The following is a 25,617-nucleotide window of genomic DNA, read 5'->3' on the forward strand; positions in this document are numbered from 1 at the left end:
AGCAGAGCTGTCCACAAGGCAAAAAAGCGGCAAGTTGTTGAAAAGTAAGCGCAAGCAGACTTATCCACAGAAAACGGTCGCTCTTATTTATCTATCTTCAGGAACTACTCTATTATGTTGCTGATACAAGCAGAACGCGATTCCCTCCTCAAACCGCTGACTACCGTCACCGGCATCGTCGAACGTCGCCACACCCTGCCCATCCTGTCGAACGTGCTGATTGCCAAGCAAGACGGCCAGCTGACCTTCCTGGCGACTGATCTGGAAATCCAGATCACCACCCAGCACGCCAGCAATGAAGGGGGTGACTTCCAGTTCACCGTATCAGCCAAGAAGTTCCAGGACATACTGCGAGCCATGCCTGATGGCTCTACCGTCAGCCTGGACCAGGATGACAGCCGTCTCACGGTGAAAGCCGGCAAGAGCCGCTTCAACCTGCAGACCCTGCCAGCACCGGATTTCCCCAAGCTCGCCATCGACACCAACGTCAAGAGCGTGATCAAGCTGCCGCAAAGCCAGCTCAAGCAGCTGATTGCCCGCGTGCAGTACGCCATGGCGCATCAGGACATCCGCTACTACCTCAACGGCCTGTTCATGCTGACCGAGGGTAATTCGTTCAAGCTGGTGGCCACCGACGGCCATCGCCTGGCTTTTGTCTCCAGCGATCTGGAGAACGCGGTTGAACGCAATGAAGTGATCCTGCCGCGCAAGACCATCGTGGAGCTGTACAAGCTGCTGGCCGATATCGACGACGATGTCACCATCGAGATTGCGCAGAACCAGGTGAAGTTTGCCTTTGGCAATATCGTCATCCACAGCAAGGTGGTGGACGGCAAGTTCCCCGACTACAACCGCGTGGTGCCGACTGGCAATGACAAGCTGGTACCGCTGAACCGCGCCCAGCTGCTGGCATCGCTGCAGCGTGCCGCCATCCTGTCGAACGAGAAATTCCGTGGTGTACGGCTGGTATTGAGCGACGGTACGCTCAAGATCATCTGCAACAACAGCGAGCAGGAAGAAGCCACCGAAGAGCTGGAGATCCCCTACCAGGGCGACCCGCTCGATATCGGCTTCAACATCGGCTACCTGCTTGATGTTTTGACCAATCTGGACCACGAAGCACTGGTGTTTGCCTTTGGCGACCATGCCACCAGCAGTACCCTGGTGACCGTGCCGGAAGAGCCCAACTTCAAATACGTTGTAATGCCCATGCGCATTTAAGTGCGCCTAGCATTGCCAAGCCGGCTATCATGGCCGGCTTTGGTGTTTTTATCAGTACAGCGGCAGGCCGCCGCAAACCGTTGCAAACCACGGTTGCTGGCCACAGCCGATAGCTCCAGGTGGATAGGTAGATGAGCGATCAGGAATACGGTGCAGACAGTATCAAGATGTTGAAAGGCCTGGAGGCGGTACGTAAACGCCCCGGCATGTACATTGGCGATACGCAGGACGGTACAGGCTTGCATCACATGGTGTTCGAAGTGCTGGACAACGCCATTGACGAAGCCTTGGCAGGCCACTGCAACGACATCAAGGTCATCATCCACCCCGACAACTCCATCTCGGTGGAAGACAACGGCCGTGGCATACCCACCGCCATCAAGGAAGACGACGAATTCAAGCGCTCTGCTGCCGAAATCGTCATGACCGAGCTGCATGCCGGCGGCAAGTTCGACCAGAACAGCTACAAGGTATCGGGTGGTCTGCATGGTGTGGGCGTCTCGGTGGTCAACGCCCTGTCTGACTGGCTGCGCCTGACCATACGCCGCGATGGCAAGGTCCACAGCATGGAATTCCGCCGGGGTGAGCGGGTAGAACCGCTGAAGGAAGTCGGCAAAACCGAACATCGCGGTACCGAAGTCCATTTTCTGGCCAGCACCGAGACCTTCGGCAATGTCGAATTCCATTACGAGATCCTGGCCAAGCGTATCCGTGAGCTGAGCTTCCTCAACAACGGCGTGGGCATCGTGCTGATCGACCGCCGCAACGGCAAGGAAGAAAACTTCTCCTACTCCGGTGGCGTGAAGGGCTTTGTCGAATACATGAACCGCAACAAAACCGCCCTGCATCCCAAGGTCTTCTACGGCTTTGGCGAGAAGGACGGCATGAGCGTGGAAGTGGCCATGCAGTGGAACGATTCCTACCAGGAATCCGTCCAGTGCTTCACCAACAACATCCCCCAGCGCGACGGCGGCAGCCATATGACCGCGCTGCGCCAGGTGATGACCCGCACGCTCAACACCTACATCGAAAAAAGCGAAGTCGCCAAGAAAGCCAAGATCGAAACGGCCGGCGACGATATGCGCGAAGGCTTGACCTGCGTATTGAGCGTCAAGCTGCCCGACCCCAAGTTCAGCAGCCAGACCAAGGACAAGCTGGTCTCCAGTGAAATCGGCCCGGTCGTGAACGAAGTGGTGGCCGATGCGCTGAACGACTTCCTGCAGGAAAATCCGCTCGACGCCAAGACCATTGTCGGCAAGATCATCGACGCCGCCCGTGCCCGTGATGCCGCCCGCCGTGCGCGCGAACTGACACGCCGCAAAGGCGTGATGGACGGCCTGGGCCTGCCCGGCAAGCTGGCCGACTGCCAGGAAAAAGACCCCGCTCTGTCAGAAATCTACCTGGTGGAGGGTGATTCGGCCGGTGGATCGGCCAAGCAGGGCCGCGACCGCAAGTTCCAGGCCATCCTGCCACTGCGCGGTAAGGTGCTGAACGTGGAACGCGCCCGCTTCGACAAGCTGATCTCGTCCGAACAGATCGCCACCCTGATCACCGCTCTGGGCTGCGGCATAGGCAAGGACGATTTCTCGCTGGAGAAACTGCGTTACCACCGCATCATCATCATGACCGATGCCGACGTGGACGGCGCCCACATCCGTACCCTGCTGCTGACCTTCCTCTACCGCCAGCTGCCCGAGCTGGTAGAGCGCGGCTACATCTACATCGCCCAGCCACCGCTGTACAAGGTGAAGCACGGCAAGAACGAGCAATACCAGAAGGACGACCAGGAACTGAACCAGTACCTGCTCAAGCTGGCCCTGAGCGGCGCCCAGCTGATCCCCCGCAAAGGAGCCGACCCGCTGGAAGGCGCCGCGCTGGACGCCATCGCCCGCCAATACCTGCTGGCCCAGGCCGTGATCGAGCGCGAAAAACGCCTGATCGACCCCACCGTGCTCTACGCCCTGCTCAAGTCGCCGGCTCTCGACATGAGCAGCGAAGCCGCCGCCACCGAATCGGCCAAGCAACTGATGGCCGCCATCGGCGACAGCGCCTTTGTGCTGGAACCCGTGCACGACGACAAGAACGACGCCTTCATCCTGCGCCTCAAGAAAATTGTCCACGGCAATATCAGCATGCAGTACCTGGACCACGACTTCCTGCACTCGGGCGACTACCTGCAACTGCGCCGTACGGCAGACCTGCTGACCGGCCTATTGGACGCCGACGCCGTGGTGCGCCGTGGCGACCACGAAAAGCAGATCACCGAGTTTGGCGAAGCGCTGGAATGGCTGCTGAACGAAGTCCGCCGCAATATGACCGTGCAGCGCTACAAAGGCCTGGGCGAAATGAACCCCGACCAGCTGTGGGAAACCACCATGGACCCCACCGTGCGCCGCCTGATGAAGGTGCAGATAGAAGACGCTATGGCGGCGGACGATATCTTCACGACTCTGATGGGCGACAATGTGGAACCGCGTAGGGCGTTTATCGAGCAGAATGCTTTGATTGCGCGGAATATTGACGTGTGATGTGTTTGTCGTTGTCGGGTGACACAGAAAGTGAAAACTGTGCCAAGTTAGTGAAAAATCAGTGACAGAGTTACTGAAAAATTCCGACACCTCGAGCCCAAATCGGCTACACAGAAACTGACAATTGTCCTGAGTAACCTTGTGTGTGCTGTCGTTTGATGGCAAAAGAGTCAATCCCCGGGTTGGCTCTTTTGTATTGAGCATTCTGGAGCAGCTCCAGATGCTGGTGTATCTTGACAACCGCGCCTGTTATAGCTAGCAGGTTACAATAGCTTGTATGGATAAGCGCTTTCTTCAACCTCCTTCTGCCTTTTCGATTCACGACATTCAGGTTGCCACCTTAGGGCCAGATGTCTCTACGACGTCCACCCGGATTTGAGTAGCACCACGATTTGGAGTCCAATCCCATCGAAGGAGATTGGACATGAGGAAGCGCTTCACCGAAGAACAGATCATCACCCTTCTGCGCGAGTGCCTTCCGCTATCGTGCCAGGCCCAACGGCAGGGGATTGGGTGTTTGTTCCAAAGGCCAGGAACTCATCAAGTTGTCGTACATGGATCATTGCTGCATATGGACGCACCCTTGCTGTGAGTGCGTGATCTAGGGCGGGTTAACTTTTACCGCTTCCTAGCCTGTCGTCAAGGTTGCTCCTGTACCGGCTTGAGCACCACCCTGCTTGCCGCATGGCTCCACGTGAAACCCGATCCAGCAATCAATTGCCTGCGCTGGCGATTCGCGCTGCCCCAGATACGCCCTAGCGTTGGCCAACCGGGAAGGCACACTCCAGGGTGCGCCTTGTGTTTCACCTGTGAGATCATGTTTCCTATATGAAACGTTACACAGCCTGTCGGCCAGGACCACCCTGCCCGCCATGCTGGTATATCGTTGATTCCAAACACCGTGCCTGGGCCTATGCTGGTCTGGCATGGTAACTGCTCAGTGCCTCGCCATCCCTCATTCAGGAGTGCCTTATGACCCAAGTCTCCGCCGGCCGTCGCTTTCGCGATGCCGTTGCCGCCGAAGCCCCTTTGCAGATTGTGGGCGCCATCAATGCCTATGCGGCCATTCTGGCCGAGCATAGTGGCCATAAGGCTTTGTATGTGTCGGGTGGTGGTGTCGCGGCCAGCTCTTGCGGCATCCCCGATCTGGGCATTACCACGCTGGAAGACGTGCTGATCGATGTGCGGCGGATTACCGACCGTACCCAGTTGCCGGTGCTGGTGGATATCGATACCGGTTGGGGTGGCGCCTTCAATATTGCCCGTACCGTGCGCGAGATGATACGGGCCGGTGCGGCTGCCGTGCATATCGAGGACCAGGTGCTGGCCAAGCGTTGCGGCCACCGTCCGGGCAAGGCGATTGTGTCGGCCGACGAGATGGTGGATAGGGTGAAGGCTGCGGTGGATGCCAAGACCGATGCCGAGTTCGTGATCATGGCGCGTACCGATGCCTTGGCGGTGGAGGGCCTGGATGCGGCCATCGACCGGGCTTGCCGTTGCGTGGAGGCGGGGGCCGACATGATATTCCCCGAGGCCATGGAGAGCCTGGAGATGTACCAGCGCTTTGTGGAGGCGGTGAAGGTGCCGGTGCTGGCGAATATCACCGAGTTTGGCAAGACGCCGCTGTTTACCCGCGACGAACTGGGCAGCGTGGGGGTGAGCATGATGCTGTATCCGCTGTCGGCCTTCCGCACCATGGCGCAGGCGGCCTTGCATAGCTACCAGACCATTGCGGCCGAGGGTACCCAGAAGAACTTGATAGACCGCATGCAGACCCGCATGGATCTGTATGAGCACCTGGGTTACCACGAGTATGAGCAAAAGCTGGATGCGCTGTTTGCGCAGAGCGGGCAGTAAGAGCGCCTAACAAAACCCTTCTGGCGTTGTTGTGCGAGCTTGCCGTACACACGTACTGTCTGCTGCGCGCGCCATCGCTCACACGCCTAGCCAGAACCGCTACGCTGGGTTTTGTTAGCCGCTCTAAGCGCCGTTAGCTGTATCGGGGCGAGGCGGCCCGCCAGGCGCGGCGGCCTTGTCCAACCCGGCGGGGCGGCGCGATTCGCCCTACGGCGTGCTGCAAGGTTTGCCCTGGTGGCCATACGCTGCCCGCCGTTCAAGTTACATCAGACCCAAGATCAATCTAACCCTGCCCGCCATTCGGGCCGTGAAGGAGTACAGCATGTCCGATACCCAATCCGTTCTGCCCAAGCCGAAGAAGTCTGTTGCCCTGTCGGGCGTTGCTGCCGGTAATACCGAGCTGTGTACCGTGGGCCGCACCGGTAACGATCTGCATTACCGGGGTTACGACATTCTGGACGTGGCCGATGCCTGTGAGTTTGAGGAGATTGCCTACCTGCTGGTGCACGGCAAGCTGCCGAATGCGGCGGAGCTGCGTGGCTACAAGAACAAGCTGAAGGCGTTGCGCGGCATACCGGCCAGCGTGAAGGCGGTGCTGGAGGCCTTGCCGGCCAGCGCCCACCCGATGGATGTGATGCGCTCTGCCGTATCGGCCCTGGGTTGCACCCTGCCGGAGAAGGACGACCACAATATGCCGGGCGCGCGCGATATCGCCGACAGGCTGATGGCGTCGCTGGGTTCGATGCTGCTGTATTGGTATCACTTCAGCCATAACGGCCGCCGTATCGAGGTGGAGACCGACGATGATTCGATAGGTGGCCACTTCCTGCACCTGCTGCATGGCGAGAAGCCGTCGGCAGAGTGGGTGAAGGCCATGCATACCTCGCTGGTGTTGTATGCCGAGCATGAGTTCAATGCCTCGACCTTTACAGCACGGGTGATAGCCGGCACCGGTTCGGACATTTACTCGGCCATTACCGGCGCCATCGGTGCGCTGCGCGGCCCCAAGCACGGTGGCGCCAACGAGGTGGCATTCGAGGTGCAGAAGCGCTACGAATCGCCCGATGCAGCCGAGGCGGATATCCGCGCCCGGGTGGAACGCAAGGAGGTGGTGATCGGCTTTGGCCACCCGGTCTATACCATCAGCGATCCGCGCAACAAGGTGATCAAGGAAGTGGCACGTACGCTGTCGCAGCAGGCCGACGACATGAAGATGTTCGATATTGCCGAGCGTCTGGAATCGGTGATGTGGGATATCAAGAAGATGTTCCCCAATCTGGATTGGTTCAGCGCGGTCAGCTACCACATGATGGGTGTGCCGACGGCCATGTTCACGCCCTTGTTTGTCATCTCGCGCACCAGCGGCTGGAGTGCGCATGTGATCGAGCAGAGGGTAGACGGCAAGATCATCCGCCCCAGTGCGAACTACACCGGGCCGGAAAACCTGCGGTTCGTGCCGCTGGCACAGCGCTGACCGGCGCCGCTGCGGTGGCGGGGCCTGGCGCCCTGCCCCGCCGGCTGCCCTGCATCACTCAAAAAACATACCGTACCGTAGTGACACGTAGCAGATGGGGACATCCATGAATACCGCCCACCGCAAACCCCTTCCCGGCACCCGGCTGGATTATTTTGACGCCCGCGAGGCGGTCGATGCCATCCAGCCTGGGGCCTGGGATGGCTTGCCCTATACCTCCCGCGTGCTGGCCGAGAACCTGGTGCGCCGTTGCGAGCCGGCCAATCTGGTCGATGCGCTGCGGCAGCTGATCGAGCGCAAGCGGGATCTCGACTTCCCCTGGTTCCCGGCGCGGGTGGTGTGCCATGACATTCTGGGCCAGACCGCCCTGGTGGACCTGGCCGGTCTGCGCGATGCCATTGCCGACCAGGGTGGTGACCCGGCCAAAGTGAACCCGGTGGTGCCGGTGCAACTGATCGTGGACCACTCGCTGGCGGTGGAGTGCGGTGGTTTCGACCCCGATGCTTTTGCCAAGAACCGTGCGATCGAGGATCGCCGCAACGAGGATCGCTTCCACTTTATCGATTGGACCAAGCGGGCCTTCAAGAACGTGGATGTGATCCCGCCGGGCAACGGCATCATGCACCAGATCAATCTGGAGCGGATGTCGCCGGTGATAGGGGTGCTGGATGGCGTGGCCTACCCCGATACCTGCGTCGGCACCGATAGCCACACACCGCATGTGGATGCGCTGGGGGTGATTGCCATCGGCGTCGGCGGGCTGGAGGCCGAGAACGTGATGCTGGGCCGCGCGTCGTGGATGCGCCTGCCCGATATCGTGGGCGTGGAACTCTCGGGCCGGCCTGGGCCTGGCATTACGGCGACCGATGTGGTGCTGGCGTTGACCGAGTTCCTGCGCAAGGAAAAGGTGGTGGGGGCTTATCTGGAGTTCCGCGGCGAAGGCGCGGCGGCGCTGACCCTGGGTGACCGGGCTACCATCTCCAATATGGCGCCGGAGTATGGTGCGACGGCGGCCATGTTCTTTATCGACCAGCAGACGCTGGACTACCTGCGGCTGACCGGCCGCGAGGATGAGCAGGTCCAGCTGGTGGAGACCTATGCCCGGCATACCGGTCTGTGGGCCGATGCCCTGGCGGGCGCCCAATACGAGCGGGTGTTGCGGTTCGACCTGGCGACCGTGGTGCGCAATATGGCGGGGCCATCCAACCCGCACAAGCGCCTGCCCACCAGCGATCTGGCCGAGCGCGGCATCGCCGTGGGCCTGGACCAGGCCCGAGCGCAGGAGGCCCAGGGCCTGATGCCTGACGGTGCAGTCATCATTGCGGCCATTACCAGCTGCACCAACACCAGCAACCCGCGCAACGTGATCGCCGCCGGCCTGCTGGCCCGTAATGCCAACCGCCTGGGCCTGGTGCGCAAGCCCTGGGTGAAGTCGTCACTGGCGCCGGGCTCCAAGGCGGTGCAGCTGTATCTGGAGGCCGCCGGGCTGATGCCCGATCTCGAAAAGCTGGGCTTTGGGGTGGTGGCGTTTGCCTGTACCACCTGCAACGGCATGTCGGGCGCGCTGGACGCCAAGATCCAGCAGGAAATCATAGACCGCAAGCTGTACGCGACCGCCGTGCTCTCGGGCAACCGCAACTTTGATGGCCGCATCCACCCTTACGCCAAGCAGGCCTTCCTGGCCTCGCCACCCCTGGTGGTGGCCTATGCCATTGCCGGCACCATACGCTTCGATATCGAGAAAGATGTGCTGGGTGTGGTGGATGGCCGCGAGATACGGCTGAAGGATATCTGGCCCTCGGACGAGGAGATCGATGCGGTAGTGAAGCAGGCGGTGCAGCCGGCGCAGTTCCGCCAGGTGTATATCCCCATGTTTGCGCCGCAGCAGGATGCGGGCCAGCAGGTCAGCCCGCTGTATGCCTGGCGCGGCCAGAGCACGTATATCCGCCGTCCGCCGTATTGGGAGGGTGCGCTGGCCGGCGAACGCACACTGCAGGGCATGCGCCCCCTGGCGGTGCTGGGTGACAACATCACCACCGACCATCTGTCGCCCTCCAATGCCATTCTGCTGGATAGCGCCGCGGGCGAGTATCTGGCCAGGATGGGCTTGCCGGAAGAGGATTTCAATTCCTACGCCACCCACCGTGGCGACCACCTGACGGCCCAGCGGGCTACCTTTGCCAACCCGACGCTGCTGAACGAGATGGTGCGCGAGGATGGCAAGGTCAAGCCCGGTTCGCTGGCGCGGATCGAGCCCGAGGGCCAGGTCACCCGCATGTGGGAGGCCATCGAGACCTATATGGCGCGCAAGCAGCCGTTGGTGGTGATCGCTGGGGCCGACTACGGCCAGGGCTCATCGCGCGACTGGGCAGCCAAGGGCGTGCGCCTGGCGGGGGTGGAGGCCATTGTGGCCGAGGGTTTCGAGCGCATCCACCGCACCAACCTGGTGGGCATGGGTGTGCTGCCGCTGGAGTTCAAGCCGGGCGTGAACCGCCTGACCCTGGGCCTGGATGGTACCGAAACCTATGACGTGATCGGCGAACGCCGGCCACGGGCGACATTGACGCTGGTGGTGCATCGCCGCAGCGGCGAGCGGGTGGAGGTGCCGGTGACCTGTCGTCTCGATAGCGACGAGGAGGTTTCGATCTACGAGGCCGGCGGCGTGCTGCAGCGCTTTGCTCAGGATTTTCTGGCATCTGCCAGGGGGTGATGGGCCTCCCCCTCTCCCCCGGCCCCTCTCCCGCGGGGGGAGAGGGGTGACGAATGGATGGCGGGTAGGGGTGGGTGTGGGGGTGTTGGGGTTTTCTGAGCGAGCTGATGGGATGGGATGGGCGGCTGTTGGCCTCGTTAGAACAAAGCAAGCGACACAACAGCGAACTCGTTCTCTAGCACCTCTCCCCCTGCGGGAGAGGGGTTGGGGAGAGGGGGCCGGTGGCACAGCAAGCAATGTATCCACCTCACCCACCCCCAAACCAACCAGAACACAGCAGCAAGCACAAAATCATTCAGCAGCCCCTCTCCCCTCGCGGGAGAGGGGTTGGGGAGAGGGGGCCGGTGGCACCGCAAGCAATGTATCCACCCCACCCGCCCCCAAACCAACCAGAACGCAGCAGCAAGCACTAAATCATTCAGCAGCCCCTCTCCCCTCACGAGAGAGGGGTTGGGGAGAGGGGGCCGGTGGCACAGCAAGCAATGTATCCACCTCACCCACCCCCAAACCAACCGGAACACAGCAGCAAGCACTAAATCATTCAGCAGCCCCTCTCCCCTCACGAGAGAGGGGTTGGGGAGAGGGGGCAGCATGGAACAGCGGCAGTTCGCCAAAGCCCTGCGGCAGAACATGACCGATGCCGAGCGGCTGTTGTGGCGGCATTTACGTGCGCATCGCCTTGATGGCGAGAAATTCCGCCGGCAGCAGCCTTTGGGCCCCTACATCGTGGACTTCGTCCATTTCGGCGCGCGGTTGATCGTGGAGGCCGATGGCGGCCAGCATGGCGGCGCGGTGGATGAGGTCAGGGATGCCTGGCTGCGACGGCAGGGCTTTCGGGTCTTGCGGTTCTGGAACAAAGAGATATTGCAGCAGACCGATGCAGTCCTGACGGCTATCTGGGCGGCGACCGGTTCTGCCCTCACCCGCACGCTGGCCGCCGGGGCGGATTATTCAATACAGGAAGACGAGACATGAGCAAGCACGCGCCGCAGATCAAGATTCCCGCCAGCTATATGCGTGGCGGCACCAGCAAGGGTGTGTTCTTTCGCCTGCAGGATCTGCCCGATGCGGCCCAGGTGGCGGGTGCCGCCCGTGATGCCCTGCTGTTGCGGGTGATAGGCAGCCCGGACCCCTATGGCAAGCAGATCGATGGCATGGGTGGGGCGACCTCCAGTACCAGCAAGGCGGTGATCGTCAGCAAGAGCAGCCGGCCGGATCATGATGTGGATTATCTGTTCGGTCAGGTGGCCATCGACAAGGCTTTTGTCGATTGGAGCGGCAACTGCGGCAACCTGTCTGCGGCGGTGGGGCCGTTTGCCATCAGCAATGGCTTCATCGATGCGGCGCGTGTTCCGCAGGATGGCATGGCTACCGTGCGTATCTGGCAGGCCAATATTGGCAAGACCATCGTGGCCCAGGTGCCGGTCAGCAACGGCATGGTGCAGGAGACGGGCGATTTCGAGCTGGACGGCGTGACCTTTGCCGCGGCGGAAATCCAGCTGGACTTCCTGGACCCGGCTGCGGACGAGGACGGCGGGGGGGGCGCCATGTTCCCTACTGGCAACCTGGTGGATGAGCTGGAAGTACCGGGCCTAGGCAGGCTCAAGGCCACGCTGATCAATGCCGGTATCCCGACCATATTCGTGGACGCAGCGGCCATCGGTTATACCGGCACCGAACTGCAGGACGCCATCAATGGCGATGCCAAGGCCCTGGCCATGTTTGAGACATTGCGGGCCCATGGTGCGCTGCGCATGGGCTTGATTCAGCACCTGGACGAAGCGGCCAACCGTCAGCACACGCCCAAGGTGGCCTTTGTGGCCAAGCCGGCCGACTATGTGGCGTCCAGCGGCAAGGTCGTGGCGGCGGCCGATATCGATCTGCTGGTGCGGGCGCTGTCCATGGGCAAGCTGCACCACGCCATGATGGGTACGGCGGCGGTGGCGATAGGTACGGCGGCGGCCATACCCGGCACCCTGGTCAATCTGGCGGCGGGTGGTGGTGCTCGTACGGCAGTCCGCTTCGGCCACCCCTCCGGCACCTTGCGGGTTGGGGCGGAGGCTCGCCAGCAGGATGGCGATTGGGTGGTGAGCAAGGCCATCATGAGCCGTAGCGCCCGGGTGCTGATGGAGGGCTGGGTGCGGGTGCCCGGCTAGACCGGCCTGGGCGTTCCACGTGAAACGCCCCGCTCCCCACCCTGGCTGGCAAGTGGAAAAGCACCCATGCCAGCGCCATAGGCAAGCCCCTGCCCGATCCCTATAATCGTCCGCCACGATGGCTACGACCATCTCTGGCGAATACGGGAGGGGGCAGTTTGACTACGCACAATATGGCCACGGGCGCGATTGCGCTTTTCCGGCCCGGGGCCGAACCCTTGCAGCTGACGCTGGCGCTGTCGCCGGCGGATGACGGCGGCTATTGGGTGGTATTGAGCCAAGGTGCGCCGGGCGAAGCCTTGGTGGCGCTGCACAAGAACAACGCCCCCTTGCCCCTGGCGGCCGCTCAGGCCCTGCTGGCGCGCACCGTGGCGGCCAAGCTCGATGATGGTTTTGTGGGCCTGGAGAGCGCGGTGCCGGCGGTGGATGCCTCGGCGTTGGGTGTGACGGCGGCGCAGCAGGCAGGTTTGCTGGCCCGGCTGGAGCACGGCCAGTGGCGTTTGCTGGCGGCCCGGCAGCGCTCGCGCCTGGTCTGGCGGGTGGGCGAGTTGCGGGTGGCGGCTGCCGTGCCCCGCCTGGTCGAGTTGCTGGCCACTGGCGATGCCATGCTGGATTACTGCTTGGCCTGGGCCATAGGCCGCTGCGGCGATGCCGGGGCGAAGGAGGCCATGGCGGGTTTGTCGCGGCGTGGTGGTAGCGAGATGGTCAAGCGCATGGCGCTGCTGGCCTGGCTGCAACTGGCGTCGGCGGACGAGCGCGCAGCCCATGCTGTGCGGCTGGTGGGTGACTGGCCCCTGCCCCTGCGCGAGGCCTGGCAGGCGGGCGAGCCGGCGCAGTTGGCGCGAGTGCTGGCCGATGCCGATACATGGCAGCGGCATAAGCGTGCCGAGTGGCTGGAACAGCTGGATCAGGTTGCGCTGGCCCAGCCGCTGGCGCGGCAGTTGCTGCTGGATGAGTTGGCGCAGCTACCGTTTGCGGCCGGCAGCTTCCGTACCGCCAGGCGCTTGTACAAGGCGGCGGAGTTCCGCGGCGATGCGACGGTGTGGGCCTTGCTGCAGCGGCGCTTCGAGCAGACTGGCGCCGCTTTCCATCATGCTTACGAAGGCCAGGGCAGGTATCTGGATGGCCGCTGGGTACGCATCAGCGACGAGCTGGTCCGCCAGGACAGTCGCCTGGCCTACTCGCAACGTACCCGCCGCTACCTGGTGCAGCGCGGTTGGCGCACGTTGCGCCGCTTGGGCGGTGCAGGCAGCGCGGAGTTTCCACCGCTGGCCTTTGCGGCCCTGCTGCAGTATGACGATGCGGCGGCCAAGCCCGATATGGAAGTCAGCCGTAGCGTATGGGATGGCCGCCGCTACCAGACCCGGCGCGAATACCATTACCGCCACCACGATGCTACCCTGTTCAACCGCCTGTTGTTCCGCCCTGGTGGGCTGGTGCGCAGCAACCGTCATGCCAGCAGTTGGGCTGCCGATCAGGCTCTGCCGGTCACGCTAGGGGCACGGCTGGAGCCCCTGGCCGAGCGCTGGGATCAGCGGCCCGATCTGCTGCTGAGGCTGGCGCTGGAATCCCGCGCCGAGCAGGTGCAGTGCTTTGCCGCCCGTGCCCTGGCTGGGCAGCCGGCCTATTGCGCTGGCATCAGCGATACCTTGTGGCGCCGCCTGCTCAACAGCCCATATACCGCTACCGCCCAGTTTGCCTACGATTACCTGTTCCAGCGCATTGCCGCCGAGCCCGGCCGCGAGCGGCGCGAGGCCTGGCTGGCGCTGCTGGTGGGCAGCCGCCACCCAGCCATCTGCGATGCGGCCCTGGCCTTGCTGGAGGCAGACCCGGCCGGCCATGCCAGCAGCCCCACACTGGTCACGGCGGTGCTGCTGGCTCGCACTGCCAGGGTACGCAAGCTGAGCCGCCTGCTATGCCAGGCCGCCCTGGCCATGCCAGGGGTGGCCGAGGCCACGGTGCAAAGGCTGCTCGATTGGCTGGATGATGCCGACCCGGCCACCGAAGCGCTGGAACCTATCTGCGACAACCTGGCCTGGCTGGTGAGCAATACCTTCCGCCCGGCGGCCGGCAAGGTGGACCATGGCCGCCTGCAAGGGCTGCTGCAGCATGCCGCCGTGCCGGTGGTCTGCCTGGCCATGGATTGGCTGATCGCCCACGAGCAACCCGTCAGCAGCCTGCCGCCGGCCAGTTACCGCCCCTTGCTACAGAGCGAGGACGAGCGGGTGCTGGCCGCTGCCATCCGCTTGCTGGGCGCCCTGCCCGAGCCGGTGTTGCTGACCCAGGCCGAGTTGATTGCCCGCTTTGCCCTGTGCCCGGCGGCTACCGTGCGCCACGCCGTGCAGCCGCTGATGCTGCGTTTGGCCGGGCTGGATGCGGCCTTCCTGGCGGGCCTGATGCCCAACCTGCTGGACGTGGTGTTCCGGGCCGAGACCATAGCGGGCCTGCAGGACGAGGTGCTGGCCCTGTTGACCGGGCCGCTGGCCCAGGCCAGCCGTGAGCAGCCGCATGACACCACCCAGCGCCTGCTGGAAGCCCGCAGCCGTGCGGCCCAGCGCCTGGGTAGCTGGTTGCTGGACGGTTATAGCGACGCCGAGCTGCCGCTGAGCCTGTGGGTCAGGCTGACCCGCCACGAGACCCTGGCCGTGCGGCAACGGGCGCTGGCGATGGTGGCGGCCAATTTTGCTGCGCTGGGCGTGGACGGCCTGCTGCCAGCCCTGGCCAACCGCTGGGATGACGCCCGTGGCGCCTTGATTGCCTGCCTGCAGGCGCGGGTGGCGGCGGCAGACTGGCAGATGGCGCAGCTGATTCAGCTGTGCGACCACGAGCATGCCGATGTGCAGGCCCTGGGCTGTGCTCTGCTGGGCGGCCGGCTGGCCCAGGGTAGCGATACCGAGGCCCTGATGGCGCTGGCCCAGCACCCTTCGCTCAAGGTGCAGCGTTTTGTGGCCGACTATCTGCAGCATGCGGTGGCTGACGACGTGGCATCCCTGGTGCGGCTGCGGCCTTACTTCCTGACCGTGCTGGCCCAGGTGAACCGTGGCCGTGCGGCCAAGACTGCGGTGCTGGATTTCCTGCGCCAGCGGGCGGCCGCATCCGAGCCCGCCGCGCGCGAGGTGGCCACGCTGTTCGAGCACCTGGCCGTGACGGTAGCCCTGACCGACCGGGCGCAGTACATCGCCGGTCTTTACGATATACGCCGGCGTTATCCCGCCATTGCAACGGGTCTGGCCGTGCATGCGGCGGCTGTGCGAGAGGTGGCTTGATGGAGTTTCAGTACCGTTATTACGGCGAGAGCCGGGTCAGCAACGATGCCAGCAGCACCGGTATCAGCTTTGCGCCCGACACCCTGCGCAAGCCCGTGCATTTCGTGGCCGACATCAATCGCCATCTGCCCTTCCGCGAGGCGATCTCGGCTTTGCATGACGTAGTGGTGTCGGATCTGCGTACCCGCCAGCGCGATCACAGCGAATACCAGGCCTGGCTGCAGTCGCAGGAAGGCGCCCTGCTGGCCGAGTTCATGGAACGGGCCGGCGAACTGCAGGGCCAGGCCAAGGCGGTGCAGGCCCAGCTGGGCGAGGTGCAGCGGCGCAAGCAGGCCATGCTGGCCCCTTTCTGGAAGGCCAGGCAGCGCTACTTCGACCATATCTACGCCAGCGATCGCAGCCTGTGGATCATGCTGGATCCGGTAATCACCGTGCATCCGGACCGGGTGTTCTTCGAGTGCTTTAGCCGCGATGAATCGACCTATGCCAGCGTCAGTTGCAGCCATGAGGCGTTTGATCACCGTGGCGAGTTTGCCTGCGGCACCACCAATATCGATTACTCGGCCGCGCTGTATGACGAGTTCCAGAAGATACGCGACTACAAGACCACGCGGCTGGCGGTGGCGGCCGAGGGCTTTACCGTCCAGACCGGCGACGACCCTGGGTTTGTGGAACACAAGATAGACGTGCCCGATAGCTGGGTGCGCGGCTTCCTGCAGGTCAGCGCGGCCATGGCCCAGCCGGGCCACAGGCTCCATCTGCACCCCATGGATCTGCACAACTTCTGTCTGCTGCTACGGCGTCGCAAGGAGAAGGCCGGGCCGCGCGCCATCCGCTTCGAGCTGGAGCCGGGTAAGCCGGTGCGGGCCGTGTTCGAGCCCTGGGGCGTGGAAGTGGTATGCCCGCGTTCCAGCCACACGGCCACCGAGCCGCAGACCATACGGGTTTGGGGCCGCCGCCGCTTGCTGACGCTGGAGCGCTTCATTGCGCTGGCGCAGACGGTGGAAGTCCATCTGCTGGGCACCGGCCTGCCCAGCTTCTGGGTGGTGGAAGGCTCGGGCCTGCGCTTTACCCTGGGGCTGTCGGGCTGGACCGCCAATGACTGGTCGGGCGCCGGCCAGTTCGACCTGCTGGGCCCTCGCAAGCATGCCGATGCGCTGACCCGCGAGAAGGTCTACCAGACCCTGGCCCAGCACTGGAAGCTGACGCCCACCGAGCTGGGTGCCGCCGCCGGGCTGGACCCACAGGTGGCGGAATCCTGCCTGCTGCTGTTTGCCGAGGCTGGGCGGGTGGTCTACGACCTGGGCGATCGTGCCTACCGGCTGCGCGAGCTGTCGCGCGAGCCGCTGCCGCTGGATCAGCTGCGCTACGGCAACGAGCGGGAGGAGCGTGCGGCCGGCATGGTGGCCGCCGGCCAAGTGGGCAAGCTGGCGATACAGGCCCAGGCGGCCGGTCGGGTGATAGAGGCCCTGGTAGACGACGCTGGCCGCAAGCGGCCGGTCAGGCTGGTGCTGGATGGCGATGAGCGGCTGGTGGAGGCCAGCTGCCAATGCGATTACTTTGTCCGCAACCGGCTCAACAAAGGCCCCTGCGAGCACATGCTGGCCGCGCGACTGGCGGCTGGCCGCCAGCGTGCAGGCCAGGCGACGCAATAGCGATACCGGATACCGGCCCATGCTGGGCCGGCTTGGAATGAACCCAGTCTTTACCTTGAGGAGAAAACGCCGGGTCTGATAGACTCGGGCTCGCGTATGGCGGGGTGGCTCTTGCAACCCGGACGGTGGATCGCCGTCCTTGTACCTAGCTGCCCCACGCGTCACTGGCCTGCTCTTCACTGGGCCGTAACACACCCCTAGCGCCATGACGGTGCGGCTTGTGCCAAGCCCGATGGCGCTAGGGGTGCGTTACGGCTTCGAGTGGAACAGTCCAGTCTACAAGGCTCTTCGATGAGAACCCCGCCATCGCGTTCCCCCTCTGTCCTGCCCGGCGTAGCGCCACCTTATGAGCGACGCCGCCCAAACCAGCCGCGAAGCAGTCATCGCGCGCATCCGTAACAGCAGCAAGGACGCCGTCGTCCTGGAAGAAATGCGCCGCCTGGGCTTCTGGCCCCAGGGCCAGGCTTCGCCCGGTGAGGGCGAGGTGGCTGCGCTGATCGAACAGGAAGCCGCGCTGATCCAGGAGCTGCAACATATCAACCGCAACCTGGCCCGTGTGCGCGACCCACAGGCCGCGCTGCTGGAGATGAAGAAAGAGCGCATGGCGGCTGCCAAGCGCCGCCGCGAGGAAACCCGCCAGCGCCATGCCCAGCTGCGCTACGAGCGTGCCACCGCATGGCATGCCCGCATGCAACAGGACATCACCTACCTGGGCGCCGGTGTATCGGCGGGCCTGGTTGACGCGCGCCACGATGCCGCCAGGCTGACAAGCAAGCAGCTGCCGCTGCTCGATGGGCCGCAAGCGCTGGCCGATGCCATGGGTGTGCCATTGGCCGAGCTGCGCTTTCTGGCTTATCACCGCAGTGTCTCGCGCATCAGTCATTACCGCCGCTTCGGAATTGCCAAGAAGACCGGTGGCGTGCGGCTGATCTCGGCCCCCATGCCGCGCCTGAAGCGTGCCCAGTACTGGGTGCTGGACCGTATCCTGGCCAAGCTGCCACTGCATGAGGCGGCGCACGGCTTTGTGCCGGGGCGTTCCATCGTCGGTAACGCCCTGCCCCATGTCGGCCGCGCCGTGGTGCTGAACCTGGATCTGCAGAATTTCTTCCCCTCCATCGCCTATCCGCGCGTGCGGGGCCTGTTCCAGTCGTTTGGCTATTCGCGCCAGATGGCGACCTTGCTGGCCTTGATCTGTACCGAGACGCCCAGCGAGGAGGTGGAGCTGGATGGCAACCGCTACCATGTGCAGACGGGTGAACGCTGCCTGCCGCAAGGCGCGCCGTCCAGCCCGGCCATCACCAATCTGCTGTGCCGGCGGCTGGACCGGCGGCTCACTGCCACGGCGGCGAAGCTGGGCTTTAGCTATACCCGCTATGCCGACGATATGACCTTCTCGGCCGATGCCCCCCAGGCCGACGGCCTGGCCCGGCTGCTCTGGCGGGTCAAGCGCATTATCGCCGACGAGGGCTTTACCCTGCACCCGGACAAGCAGCGCATCATGCGCGCTGCCAGCCGGCAGGAAGTGACCGGCGTGGTGGTGAACCGGCAGCCGGCCATCTGCCGCGATACGCTGCGTCGTTTCCGGGCGACGCTGTTCCAGGTGGAAAAGGATGGCCCGCTGGGCAAGCAGTGGAATGGCAACAGCAACGTCATTGCCGCGCTGGAGGGCTATGCCCGCTTTATCGCCATGGTGGACCCCGCCAAGGGCGAGCCGCTGTGCCAGCGGGCCGCTTTGCTGCGTGCCAAGTGGGGCTCGGTACTGCCGGCGCCCGCCAGCACCGGCTATCGCCGCGCTTTCCGCTCGGCCAGCGCCGAAGGCCGGCAGACGCCGGGCCGCATCTGGCTGCCGGCTGCACGGCCTGTGCCCCAGTTGGAGCAGACCGACCAGCAGCAACGCGAGCAGCGTGCCGCAGCGCGCGAGGCCGCGAAGCCCGCCCCGGTGCCACAGAGTACATCCAGCCGCCCCACGGCCACACCGCCTGCAGCCCAGCCGCAGGGCGCCAACCCGGCTGGCGCTGGCTGGGTGCAGCAGTACTACGGCCTGCTGGCCGTAGGCCAGTTCATGGCCCTGCTGGCCATCGGAGTGCTGGGGCGCTTCTGGTTACTGCCGCTATGTGGCCTGGCATTGATGCTGTATGCCCTGCGCACCCGCCATATCAGCGGCTGGCATTTTGCCCTGGCCTTGGTGGTGGGCATCCTGTTCGATGGGGTGTTGCACTAAGCGCGCCAACAAAACCCTGTTGGCGGCGCAAAGCGTCGTTAGCCATCCCCCTGTGGAGCACTCCCCGGATTCTGGTCGCAGGCATGCCGGCCAGTGCCGGGCCGCTCAGCTTCGGCGATAGATGGCCATGGCTATTGCGCCCAGCAGGCAGGCGGCGCCAACGCCAAGCAGGAAATCCGAGCTATCTGCGTGATTGGACAGCACGACGACCTGGGTGTCCTCGGGCAGATAGCGTATCTCCAATGGCGGCATATCGCGCGGAGATTGATTCCGCAGGCTCTTGCCCAGGCGGTCGGATAGATCAACCGAGGCCCGCACCGAACGTCCGCTTTCGGTTTCATATTGGATGCTGGCCGAGTAGTTCCGGTTGCGCCAGTCTATGGTCTGCCAGTCCACACTTTCGATGGTGGCTTCGGTCGTTACGCCATGATCTTCCAGCGCCCGGTTGTCGCGGCGTTCCTGATAGCCTTGGTACAACATGATGGCGCCCACCACAGCAAGGACGGGTAGGGTTAGCGCATCTCTTGTCGACTCGAACATCGGTCTATTCCTTCTGTTTTGCAGCTGTATTGCCTTAAACCAGGCAAACAAAAACCATGTGGGTACAGGTGCAAGGTGCCTCGCTGTACTTCAAGATAGGGAAACTATCGGGGGGAAGGGAACAAATAAGCACACCGGCCTTGAGCCGGTGTGTTTGTTTTCTGCCTGGCTACCGTAGATCAGGCAGCAGCCGTTTCCATCTCGCCAGCGGATTTCTTCTTGTAGCGACGGTAGAGCACCACGCCTACGGCAGCCAGCAGGGCCACGGCGCCGCCGCCGAACATGCCGGCGGAGTTGTCCTGGTGGTCGGCCAGTTCTACCACCGTGGTGTCTTCCGGCAGGTACTTCACCTTCAGCGTGCCGGGGGCGTCGCTGTCGCGCAGTTGCTTGCCTTGCGTATCGGGCAGCTCGACCGAACCGGCGATTTCCTGGCCGGCTTCGGTGGTGAAGCGGATATCGGCCTTGAAGTTGCGGTCACGGCCACGCTTGGTGGACCAGTTCACCTGTTCGATCACGGCCTCAGCCAGCTTGCCGTGGTCATTCAGGGCCTTGCTGTGGCGGTATTCCTGCACGCCGCTATAGAGCAGGCCTATGCCGACGAGGATAAGGACGGGTACTAGCAGAAAGCTTTTGATTTTATCGATCATGACAGAATGTAAGTATCGGTATGCAATGAAGGAAAGAGCGCAGCCCAGCCTGCTGGCTGGGCTGCGCCAAAGGATTGCGGCGGTGGCGGCATTCATGCCGCCGGGGCAGCGATCAATCGTCGCTGCTGGCCAGCGACAGCAGTATGCGCAGCACGTACCAGAGCATCAGCGCGATGGATGCGAACAGGTGGAGGGCGGCGCCGGCGGGGCGGTCGGTGGGGTAGTGATGAATGATGTTGGAGGTGTCGTACAGCACACAGCCACCAGCAAACACCACCATGATGGCGGAGAACCAGATGCCCAATTGGAAGCCGAAGATCACGCTGGCGATGATGGCGCCCACGGCGACCATGCCACCGATGCGCAGCATGCCGCCCATGAAAGAGAAGTCCTTCTTGGTGGAGAAGGCCGTCCAGGTCAGGCCACCGACCAGCAGCAGGGTGATAAAGCCGGCGGCGGGGATGGCGGCAGGCGAGATGACGGCCGCCAGGGCGAACAGCGGGGCAAAGATCAGGCTCTCTGCCAGCACGTAGATGCTCAGGCCAACCAGCTGCTTCTGGTTGCTCTCGGCATTATCGGCCAGATGGGTGGCCAGCCAGCCCACCACCATGAAGCCGCCCATGAAGGCCAGCCACATATACTTGCCGCCGGCCAGTACGCTTAGCATGGCGCGGCCCAGGCCGGCGACATGGAAGACGGCCGAGATGGCCACGAACGACAGCATGGCCACACTGAGGTGGACATAGGTGGAGCGGATGAACTCGGCGCGGCTGTTTACCGCCATGCCGCCACTGGGGCCGCCCTCATAGATTTCTTGCACAGTATTTCTCCCTGATTATCAGATAGTTCGCATGCATTTGGCATGTCGGGGCGAATTCTAGCAGCCGCTTGCGGGCATGCCCGCCTGCTTGGGGGCGAGTGTGAATAGTTGTGTCGCGACCAGGATGGGCCAGGCAGCCAGACTGCTGCTGCCTGGCCCATCCCGATGGCTATGTCGCCTAGCCGGTCAGGCGCGACCAGAGCCGCGACAAGCCGCCCTGCTTGGGCAGGACGCGCTCCAGATCGCTGAGTTGGCCCACTCCCTGGCTGATCAGCTGCTTGAGCAAGGCTGGCGTGCCGGACTTGCGCGACAGCGTGACTTCCTCGTCGGTGATGACGGTGATCACCAGCATCTCAACCGGGCCAGCGGCCGACTGCAGGGTCTGCGGCAGCGGGGCGAAAGCCTTGGTGATCATCAGGTTGACCGGCGCCGCTACGCCGATATCCAGCCCGCCGGTGGTCATGCCATCGTGTGCTTCCACGATTTCCAGAAAACCTGCCTCGTTGACCACCTCGGCATACAGGGTCTGTGCGATTACCTGTAGCGCCCAGTCGGCGGGGCCCTGGCTGATCACCAGCAGCTCATAACCCAAGCCGGCTTCCCGCTCTCCGCCGAAGGCCTCGGGATCGCTGAGCCCGCAGGACGCATAGATATGGGTGCCTGGCCCGTAGATATCGGACGCTATGCTCAGGATGCGGCCCTGCCAGTAACCGTCCAGCGCTTCGGCGTGGAATGGGGTGGCTGATACCTTGCCCAGCTGTTGTTCATAGAAGGCCAGCAAGGCCGTGTCGTCGAACCCGGTTGCAGGCAGGCCCTGCAGCAGCGCATGCGCCGTGGACAATGTTTGATTGGTGGCATTGGCCTGATCGGTCATCTGACTACCCTCTCCCTTTGGTGTTTTATATGACCGGCTGCATGCTACGCAGTGGGCGCAGGCCGGTCATACCCCATATGGGTGAGTGGTGGCGAGATTCGGTGCGGGTACAACAGGCCCGTGAGTGTTCGATTCATTACTGGCGTGCGGCCTGTTCCGTTGCTGATGAAAGCCAGTGAGGGCGGGGGGCAAACTGGGAAAGCCTGCTGCACCCGTTATCACCCGGCTATGACTTTATCCACAAGCAGGCGCTAGTCCGGCGGGGTATCCAGGGTGATGAACAACTCGTCTATGCGGCAATCGAACAGATTGAGCAGGGCATCGAGGACATTGGTATTGAGCTTTTCGGCCTGGTTGTCGACGATGCGCTTGAACTGCGAATAGGAGATATCGCAGCCACGGCTGATGAGCTCGCGGTAGAGCTTGGAGATATCGCGGTAGCCGTGCTGGGCCATCAGCACCCGGACATTGAGTGCAAGGCGGCGTTGGCCATACTTATAGCCCTGGCCGGCCGGTGTGCTGGCGGAATCGGTGGTATCTGGCATGCATGTCGTTCCTCACTACGACATTCGCATCATACCGCAGCGGGTCGCCAGGCGCACTTTATGGCCCTTTGGTGAAGAAAATGTGCATCAGATGGAAATAAATTGATTGCAGGGGCTTGCGCGCGGCTTTTTTATCGTGCCATACTGCATCCCATACCAGCCCGATAGCGGGCCGGCACACTTGAATTTCGAACTGGAGCTGCAAACGTGAACACCCTTTCCATCAACCTGATAGCAGTCAGCCGGCGCATGACGTCGTGGCTGGCTGTTGCGGCCGGCGCTGGCGCCGCTCGCCTCGGGTTGCCGGAGAGCGTGGCTCAGGCGTTTGCCGCCAAGCCGACGCTGGCAGGCCAGCCAGTCGGCCGCCATGAGCGCAAGCACCAAGAAGTCTGCCTGGGCAAGCTCAATCAGTACCAACAGGCATGGCATATGTACAGGATGCATCCGGGGTTTACCCCACAGGTCGCTGGAGGAATACGCTAGCGACGGATCGAAACACTCGATCAGGCTCCAAGCCCGGATGCTCCAAATGGACTCCGGGCTTTTTGTTTTCTTGGCATTGGAGTTATCGATGAACCTTCACCTCAAGCGGGCGGCGTGCCTGCCGGACATTGGCACCGGCCCGCAACCCAGCAGCAGTAAAGCCCTCGCTCGGCGGGGCCTGTTCCCGGTACTTATCGGATACGGACAGCAACGATCTTTCACAACATGGCGTCGTACTGCCCCCCTCCCCCGTGCCCAGCATGTGCATGGCGTGGTTGCCGGGGCAGCCGCGTGGATGTAGCTCAATCGGTAGAGCGCGACCCAATGTGGTCGAGGCCGTGGGTTCGAATCCCACCTTCCGCGCATTCACGTAAGTGGCTTCTGTGCTGGCTGTTGCCTGCCTGTGCCGGCAAGGTCGCGGGTGCGATGGCTGCCAGGTTAGGGGCAGCGGTGCAGAGGCTGCTTACGTGAATTTGATACATCTTAGAGTCTGTTATGGATCTAAGTGCTTGAAAAATGCCGTCCTTTGCTGAGCGGTATACCAGTTTCGCGTGTACTTCGGGGAGATCGTAGCTCAGTTGGCAGAGCCCCAGGTTGTGGTCCCGGTGGTCATCGGTTCGAATCCGATCGGTCTCCCCCAAGTACATGCTTTTCATTCATTCAATCGTGCCCAGGTGTGGCAGGAAGGAGAGTCATCATGGCAAACCCTACAAGCATCAAGAAGCCGTCGCTCGATGCCTTCGAGCCGCTGACCCCATTGGCCATGCAGGCCGCGCGCGAGTTGCTGAGCCGTGGCGGGGTGTTGGTCAGGGCCAGTCGCAGCATGGTTGAGATACGCAGGCAGAACCAGCTGGCCACGATAGATGGCGCGGCTCGTGTGACCTGGCGGCCCGCGCTGTAGGGCACGGCCTGCATTGCCGTCGAACCGGTGTCATTCTTTTGTTGGGGTGTAGCTCAGTGGGTAGAGCACATGGCTTTGATCCATGTGGTCGGGGGTTCGAATCCCTCCACCCTTGCCAATTCAGGTAGATAAACAACTCGGGTAATTAAAAAGTGCTGACCGTAGTGGGGCAATTCGCGGCGCTTAATAGCGCTGCGCCCTACCCTTGGCGGCCAGATTTTCGGCGGGAGCCTGCTGGTAAGGCGGGCGGCGGTTGGCTGCCTTCGTGGGTTCGAATCCCACGCCCGTAATGGCATCTGCCAGGCGCTCCCGGCGCTTGTGCCAGATATTGATCTGTTCTCGAAGCGTAGCGCAGCCCGGTAGCGCACCTGGTTTGGGACCAGGGGGTCGTCAGTTCGAACCTGACCGCTTCGACCAAGTAACCCTAACAGCTTTGGCTCTTTAATCAGAATCTGTTCGGCCACACTCTGCCTCAGCGGGCATCTATATCCGGCTCAGTAGCGCAATTGGCAGCGCAGCGGATTCCAAATCCGAAGGTTGGAGGTTCGATTCCTTCCTGGGTCGCCATCTTCACCTCCTGGCAACTTGCACGTAGGCACTGGCTTGCGATGCCGGTGTGCCGGGGGAGACACATCCATGCAGCACCAGGGCGCCCTCACGCCCGTCTGGCAGATGCCGGGGTGCTGCGCCCGATAGGGGAGGCAGGCTGCCTCCCACCAGAACGCCACGGTCTGGCTGGCTGTGGAAAGGGAGGCCCGCCATGCCCTTGCACCGTAGGTGCCTGGGGTAGATGGGGATGGGCCACGCACGGGCATGGCGGGGGCCTGTGTGGATATATTCAGGTGTCGGGCGGTGGCCCGGTTGCCGTCGCTTGGTTCGGTTTTCCGCTGCGGCGGCGGCCGGCCGGTGCTGTCGTGCCTATGCCAGCAAGTTATTGATTCACATGGCGCCATAGAGACTACACTGCAGGCAAGGGTGGGGTCTTGTGATGCCCGGATGCCGTATATCGCGCGCGGCCCTTGGCGCGATACCAACCCAGAGAAAACCAGATACATGTAACCAAGGTGACATCATGACCATGAAGCAAGTGCTGACCCTCGATATCGCCGGCCGACCCTATGCCTGGCTGAATCCCGAAGAAGCCGTAACCTACTACGCCAAGAACAAGGTGGCGTGGGAACTGGGCCGTGCCCGTGCCGTATTCCGTGGCGGCTACAACCACCATGGTGCCCGTTCGCGCATTGAAGTGGCGCCCATCATTGCCATTGCCGGCAGCGAGATCATGGCCTCCATGGCTTGGGATCAGCTGGTGCTGAGCGACCGCGACAATACCCTGCTGTTCAAGCGAGACCAGAATACCTGTGGCTACTGTGGCCGCCGTCTTGCCCGCCGCTACCTGACCCGTGACCACATCCTGGCCCGCAGCCGTGGTGGCAAGGATACCTGGACCAATTGCGTGACTGCCTGCCGTGACTGCAACCAGGCCAAAGGCGCCAAGATGGTGGAGGATTTCCGCCCCCTGATCTATGTGCCTTACGCACCCTGCCGGTTCGAGCATTTCCTGCTCAGTGGCCGCAATGTGCTGGCCGATCAGCATGCCTACCTCAGGGCCAAGCTGCCCAAACACAGTCGCCTGCGGGCACACTGAAAGCCAAGCGTTCCAGCCGGACACTTGGCTTTTTTTCTGCCTGCCGGGTTTGCAGGCCTGTGAACCTGCCC

The 25,617-nt window shown here is 63.0% G+C and carries 18 protein-coding genes and 4 tRNA genes; 17 read left to right on the forward strand and 5 right to left on the reverse strand.

Annotated elements, in window-relative coordinates; translation table 11 throughout:
- Positions 1 to 114 precede the first annotated feature (114 nt).
- The 10 genes from dnaN (at position 115) to QWZ03_RS17320 (ending at position 19,088) form a co-directional block, all read left to right on the forward strand.
- Positions 115 to 1,221, forward strand: a complete 1,107-nt coding sequence (gene dnaN / locus QWZ03_RS17275; protein ID WP_284195544.1) for a DNA polymerase III subunit beta — start codon at positions 115 to 117, stop codon at positions 1,219 to 1,221.
- A gap of 131 nt (positions 1,222 to 1,352) precedes the next feature.
- On the forward strand, positions 1,353 to 3,749 hold the full coding sequence (gene gyrB / locus QWZ03_RS17280) for a DNA topoisomerase (ATP-hydrolyzing) subunit B (RefSeq protein ID WP_290333860.1): 2,397 nt from the start codon (positions 1,353 to 1,355) through the stop codon (positions 3,747 to 3,749).
- Between the two features lie 972 nt (positions 3,750 to 4,721).
- Positions 4,722 to 5,606, forward strand: a complete 885-nt coding sequence (gene prpB / locus QWZ03_RS17285; protein ID WP_290333861.1) for a methylisocitrate lyase — start codon at positions 4,722 to 4,724, stop codon at positions 5,604 to 5,606.
- Positions 5,607 to 5,928: 322 nt separating this feature from the next.
- Positions 5,929 to 7,080: a bifunctional 2-methylcitrate synthase/citrate synthase gene (gene prpC / locus QWZ03_RS17290; protein ID WP_290333862.1), complete on the forward strand. Its 1,152-nt coding sequence runs from the start codon at positions 5,929 to 5,931 to the stop codon at positions 7,078 to 7,080.
- A 106-nt stretch (positions 7,081 to 7,186) separates the two neighbouring features.
- Complete coding sequence (gene acnD, locus QWZ03_RS17295; RefSeq protein ID WP_290333863.1) at positions 7,187 to 9,790, forward strand: Fe/S-dependent 2-methylisocitrate dehydratase AcnD; 2,604 nt, start codon at positions 7,187 to 7,189, stop codon at positions 9,788 to 9,790.
- A gap of 591 nt (positions 9,791 to 10,381) precedes the next feature.
- Positions 10,382 to 10,765, forward strand: coding sequence for an endonuclease domain-containing protein (locus QWZ03_RS17300; RefSeq protein WP_290333864.1), 384 nt, complete (start codon positions 10,382 to 10,384; stop codon positions 10,763 to 10,765).
- Positions 10,762 to 11,946 carry a 2-methylaconitate cis-trans isomerase PrpF gene (gene prpF / locus QWZ03_RS17305; RefSeq protein WP_290333865.1) on the forward strand — a complete coding sequence of 395 codons (1,185 nt, stop codon included), beginning with the start codon at positions 10,762 to 10,764 and terminating at the stop codon, positions 11,944 to 11,946. The genes QWZ03_RS17300 and prpF overlap by 4 nt, the downstream gene beginning before the upstream one ends.
- A gap of 158 nt (positions 11,947 to 12,104) precedes the next feature.
- Positions 12,105 to 15,212: a hypothetical protein gene (locus tag QWZ03_RS17310; protein WP_290333867.1), complete on the forward strand. Its 3,108-nt coding sequence runs from the start codon at positions 12,105 to 12,107 to the stop codon at positions 15,210 to 15,212.
- Complete coding sequence (locus QWZ03_RS17315) at positions 15,212 to 16,867, forward strand: SWIM zinc finger family protein (protein WP_290333868.1); 1,656 nt, start codon at positions 15,212 to 15,214, stop codon at positions 16,865 to 16,867. Before QWZ03_RS17310 ends, QWZ03_RS17315 begins: the two co-directional genes overlap by 1 nt.
- Before the next feature lie 346 nt (positions 16,868 to 17,213).
- On the forward strand, positions 17,214 to 19,088 hold the full coding sequence (locus QWZ03_RS17320) for a reverse transcriptase family protein (RefSeq protein WP_290333869.1): 1,875 nt from the start codon (positions 17,214 to 17,216) through the stop codon (positions 19,086 to 19,088).
- A gap of 105 nt (positions 19,089 to 19,193) precedes the next feature.
- Here QWZ03_RS17320 and QWZ03_RS17325 read toward each other — a convergent pair whose 3' ends face one another.
- From QWZ03_RS17325 to QWZ03_RS17345, 5 genes are all read right to left on the reverse strand, one after another.
- A complete protein-coding gene (locus tag QWZ03_RS17325; protein ID WP_290333870.1) occupies positions 19,194 to 19,628 on the reverse strand; it encodes a DUF3592 domain-containing protein in 435 nt (144 codons plus the stop codon).
- Between the two features lie 179 nt (positions 19,629 to 19,807).
- Entirely contained in the window at positions 19,808 to 20,275 is a 468-nt protein-coding gene (locus QWZ03_RS17330; RefSeq protein ID WP_290333871.1) for a DUF3592 domain-containing protein, read from the reverse strand.
- Positions 20,276 to 20,387: 112 nt separating this feature from the next.
- Entirely contained in the window at positions 20,388 to 21,095 is a 708-nt protein-coding gene (locus tag QWZ03_RS17335; RefSeq protein WP_290333872.1) for a Bax inhibitor-1/YccA family protein, read from the reverse strand.
- Between the two features lie 178 nt (positions 21,096 to 21,273).
- Positions 21,274 to 21,969 carry a suppressor of fused domain protein gene (locus QWZ03_RS17340; RefSeq protein WP_290333873.1) on the reverse strand — a complete coding sequence of 232 codons (696 nt, stop codon included), beginning with the start codon at positions 21,967 to 21,969 and terminating at the stop codon, positions 21,274 to 21,276.
- A gap of 251 nt (positions 21,970 to 22,220) precedes the next feature.
- Positions 22,221 to 22,514: a helix-turn-helix domain-containing protein gene (locus QWZ03_RS17345; protein ID WP_284195563.1), complete on the reverse strand. Its 294-nt coding sequence runs from the start codon at positions 22,512 to 22,514 to the stop codon at positions 22,221 to 22,223.
- A 207-nt stretch (positions 22,515 to 22,721) separates the two neighbouring features.
- Here QWZ03_RS17345 and QWZ03_RS17350 point away from each other — a divergent pair, with 207 nt between their 5' ends.
- The 7 genes from QWZ03_RS17350 to QWZ03_RS17380 all read left to right on the forward strand — a co-directional run bounded on the left by QWZ03_RS17350 (position 22,722) and on the right by QWZ03_RS17380 (position 25,546).
- Positions 22,722 to 22,997, forward strand: coding sequence for a hypothetical protein (locus tag QWZ03_RS17350; protein WP_290333874.1), 276 nt, complete (start codon positions 22,722 to 22,724; stop codon positions 22,995 to 22,997).
- A 291-nt stretch (positions 22,998 to 23,288) separates the two neighbouring features.
- Positions 23,289 to 23,360: transfer RNA gene (locus QWZ03_RS17355), tRNA-OTHER, on the forward strand.
- Between the two features lie 199 nt (positions 23,361 to 23,559).
- A tRNA-His gene (locus QWZ03_RS17360) sits at positions 23,560 to 23,637 on the forward strand.
- A 57-nt stretch (positions 23,638 to 23,694) separates the two neighbouring features.
- Complete coding sequence (locus tag QWZ03_RS17365; RefSeq protein WP_290333875.1) at positions 23,695 to 23,898, forward strand: hypothetical protein; 204 nt, start codon at positions 23,695 to 23,697, stop codon at positions 23,896 to 23,898.
- 340 nt (positions 23,899 to 24,238) lie between these two features.
- Positions 24,239 to 24,315: transfer RNA gene (locus QWZ03_RS17370), tRNA-Pro, on the forward strand.
- A gap of 74 nt (positions 24,316 to 24,389) precedes the next feature.
- Positions 24,390 to 24,465, forward strand: a tRNA-Trp gene (locus QWZ03_RS17375).
- Positions 24,466 to 24,970: 505 nt separating this feature from the next.
- Positions 24,971 to 25,546: an HNH endonuclease gene (locus tag QWZ03_RS17380; RefSeq protein WP_284195566.1), complete on the forward strand. Its 576-nt coding sequence runs from the start codon at positions 24,971 to 24,973 to the stop codon at positions 25,544 to 25,546.
- The last annotated feature ends 71 nt before the right edge of the window (positions 25,547 to 25,617 follow it).

The sequence above is a fragment of the Chitinimonas viridis genome, from assembly GCF_030409555.1.
Classification (GTDB): Bacteria; Pseudomonadota; Gammaproteobacteria; order Burkholderiales; family Chitinimonadaceae; genus Chitinimonas; species Chitinimonas viridis.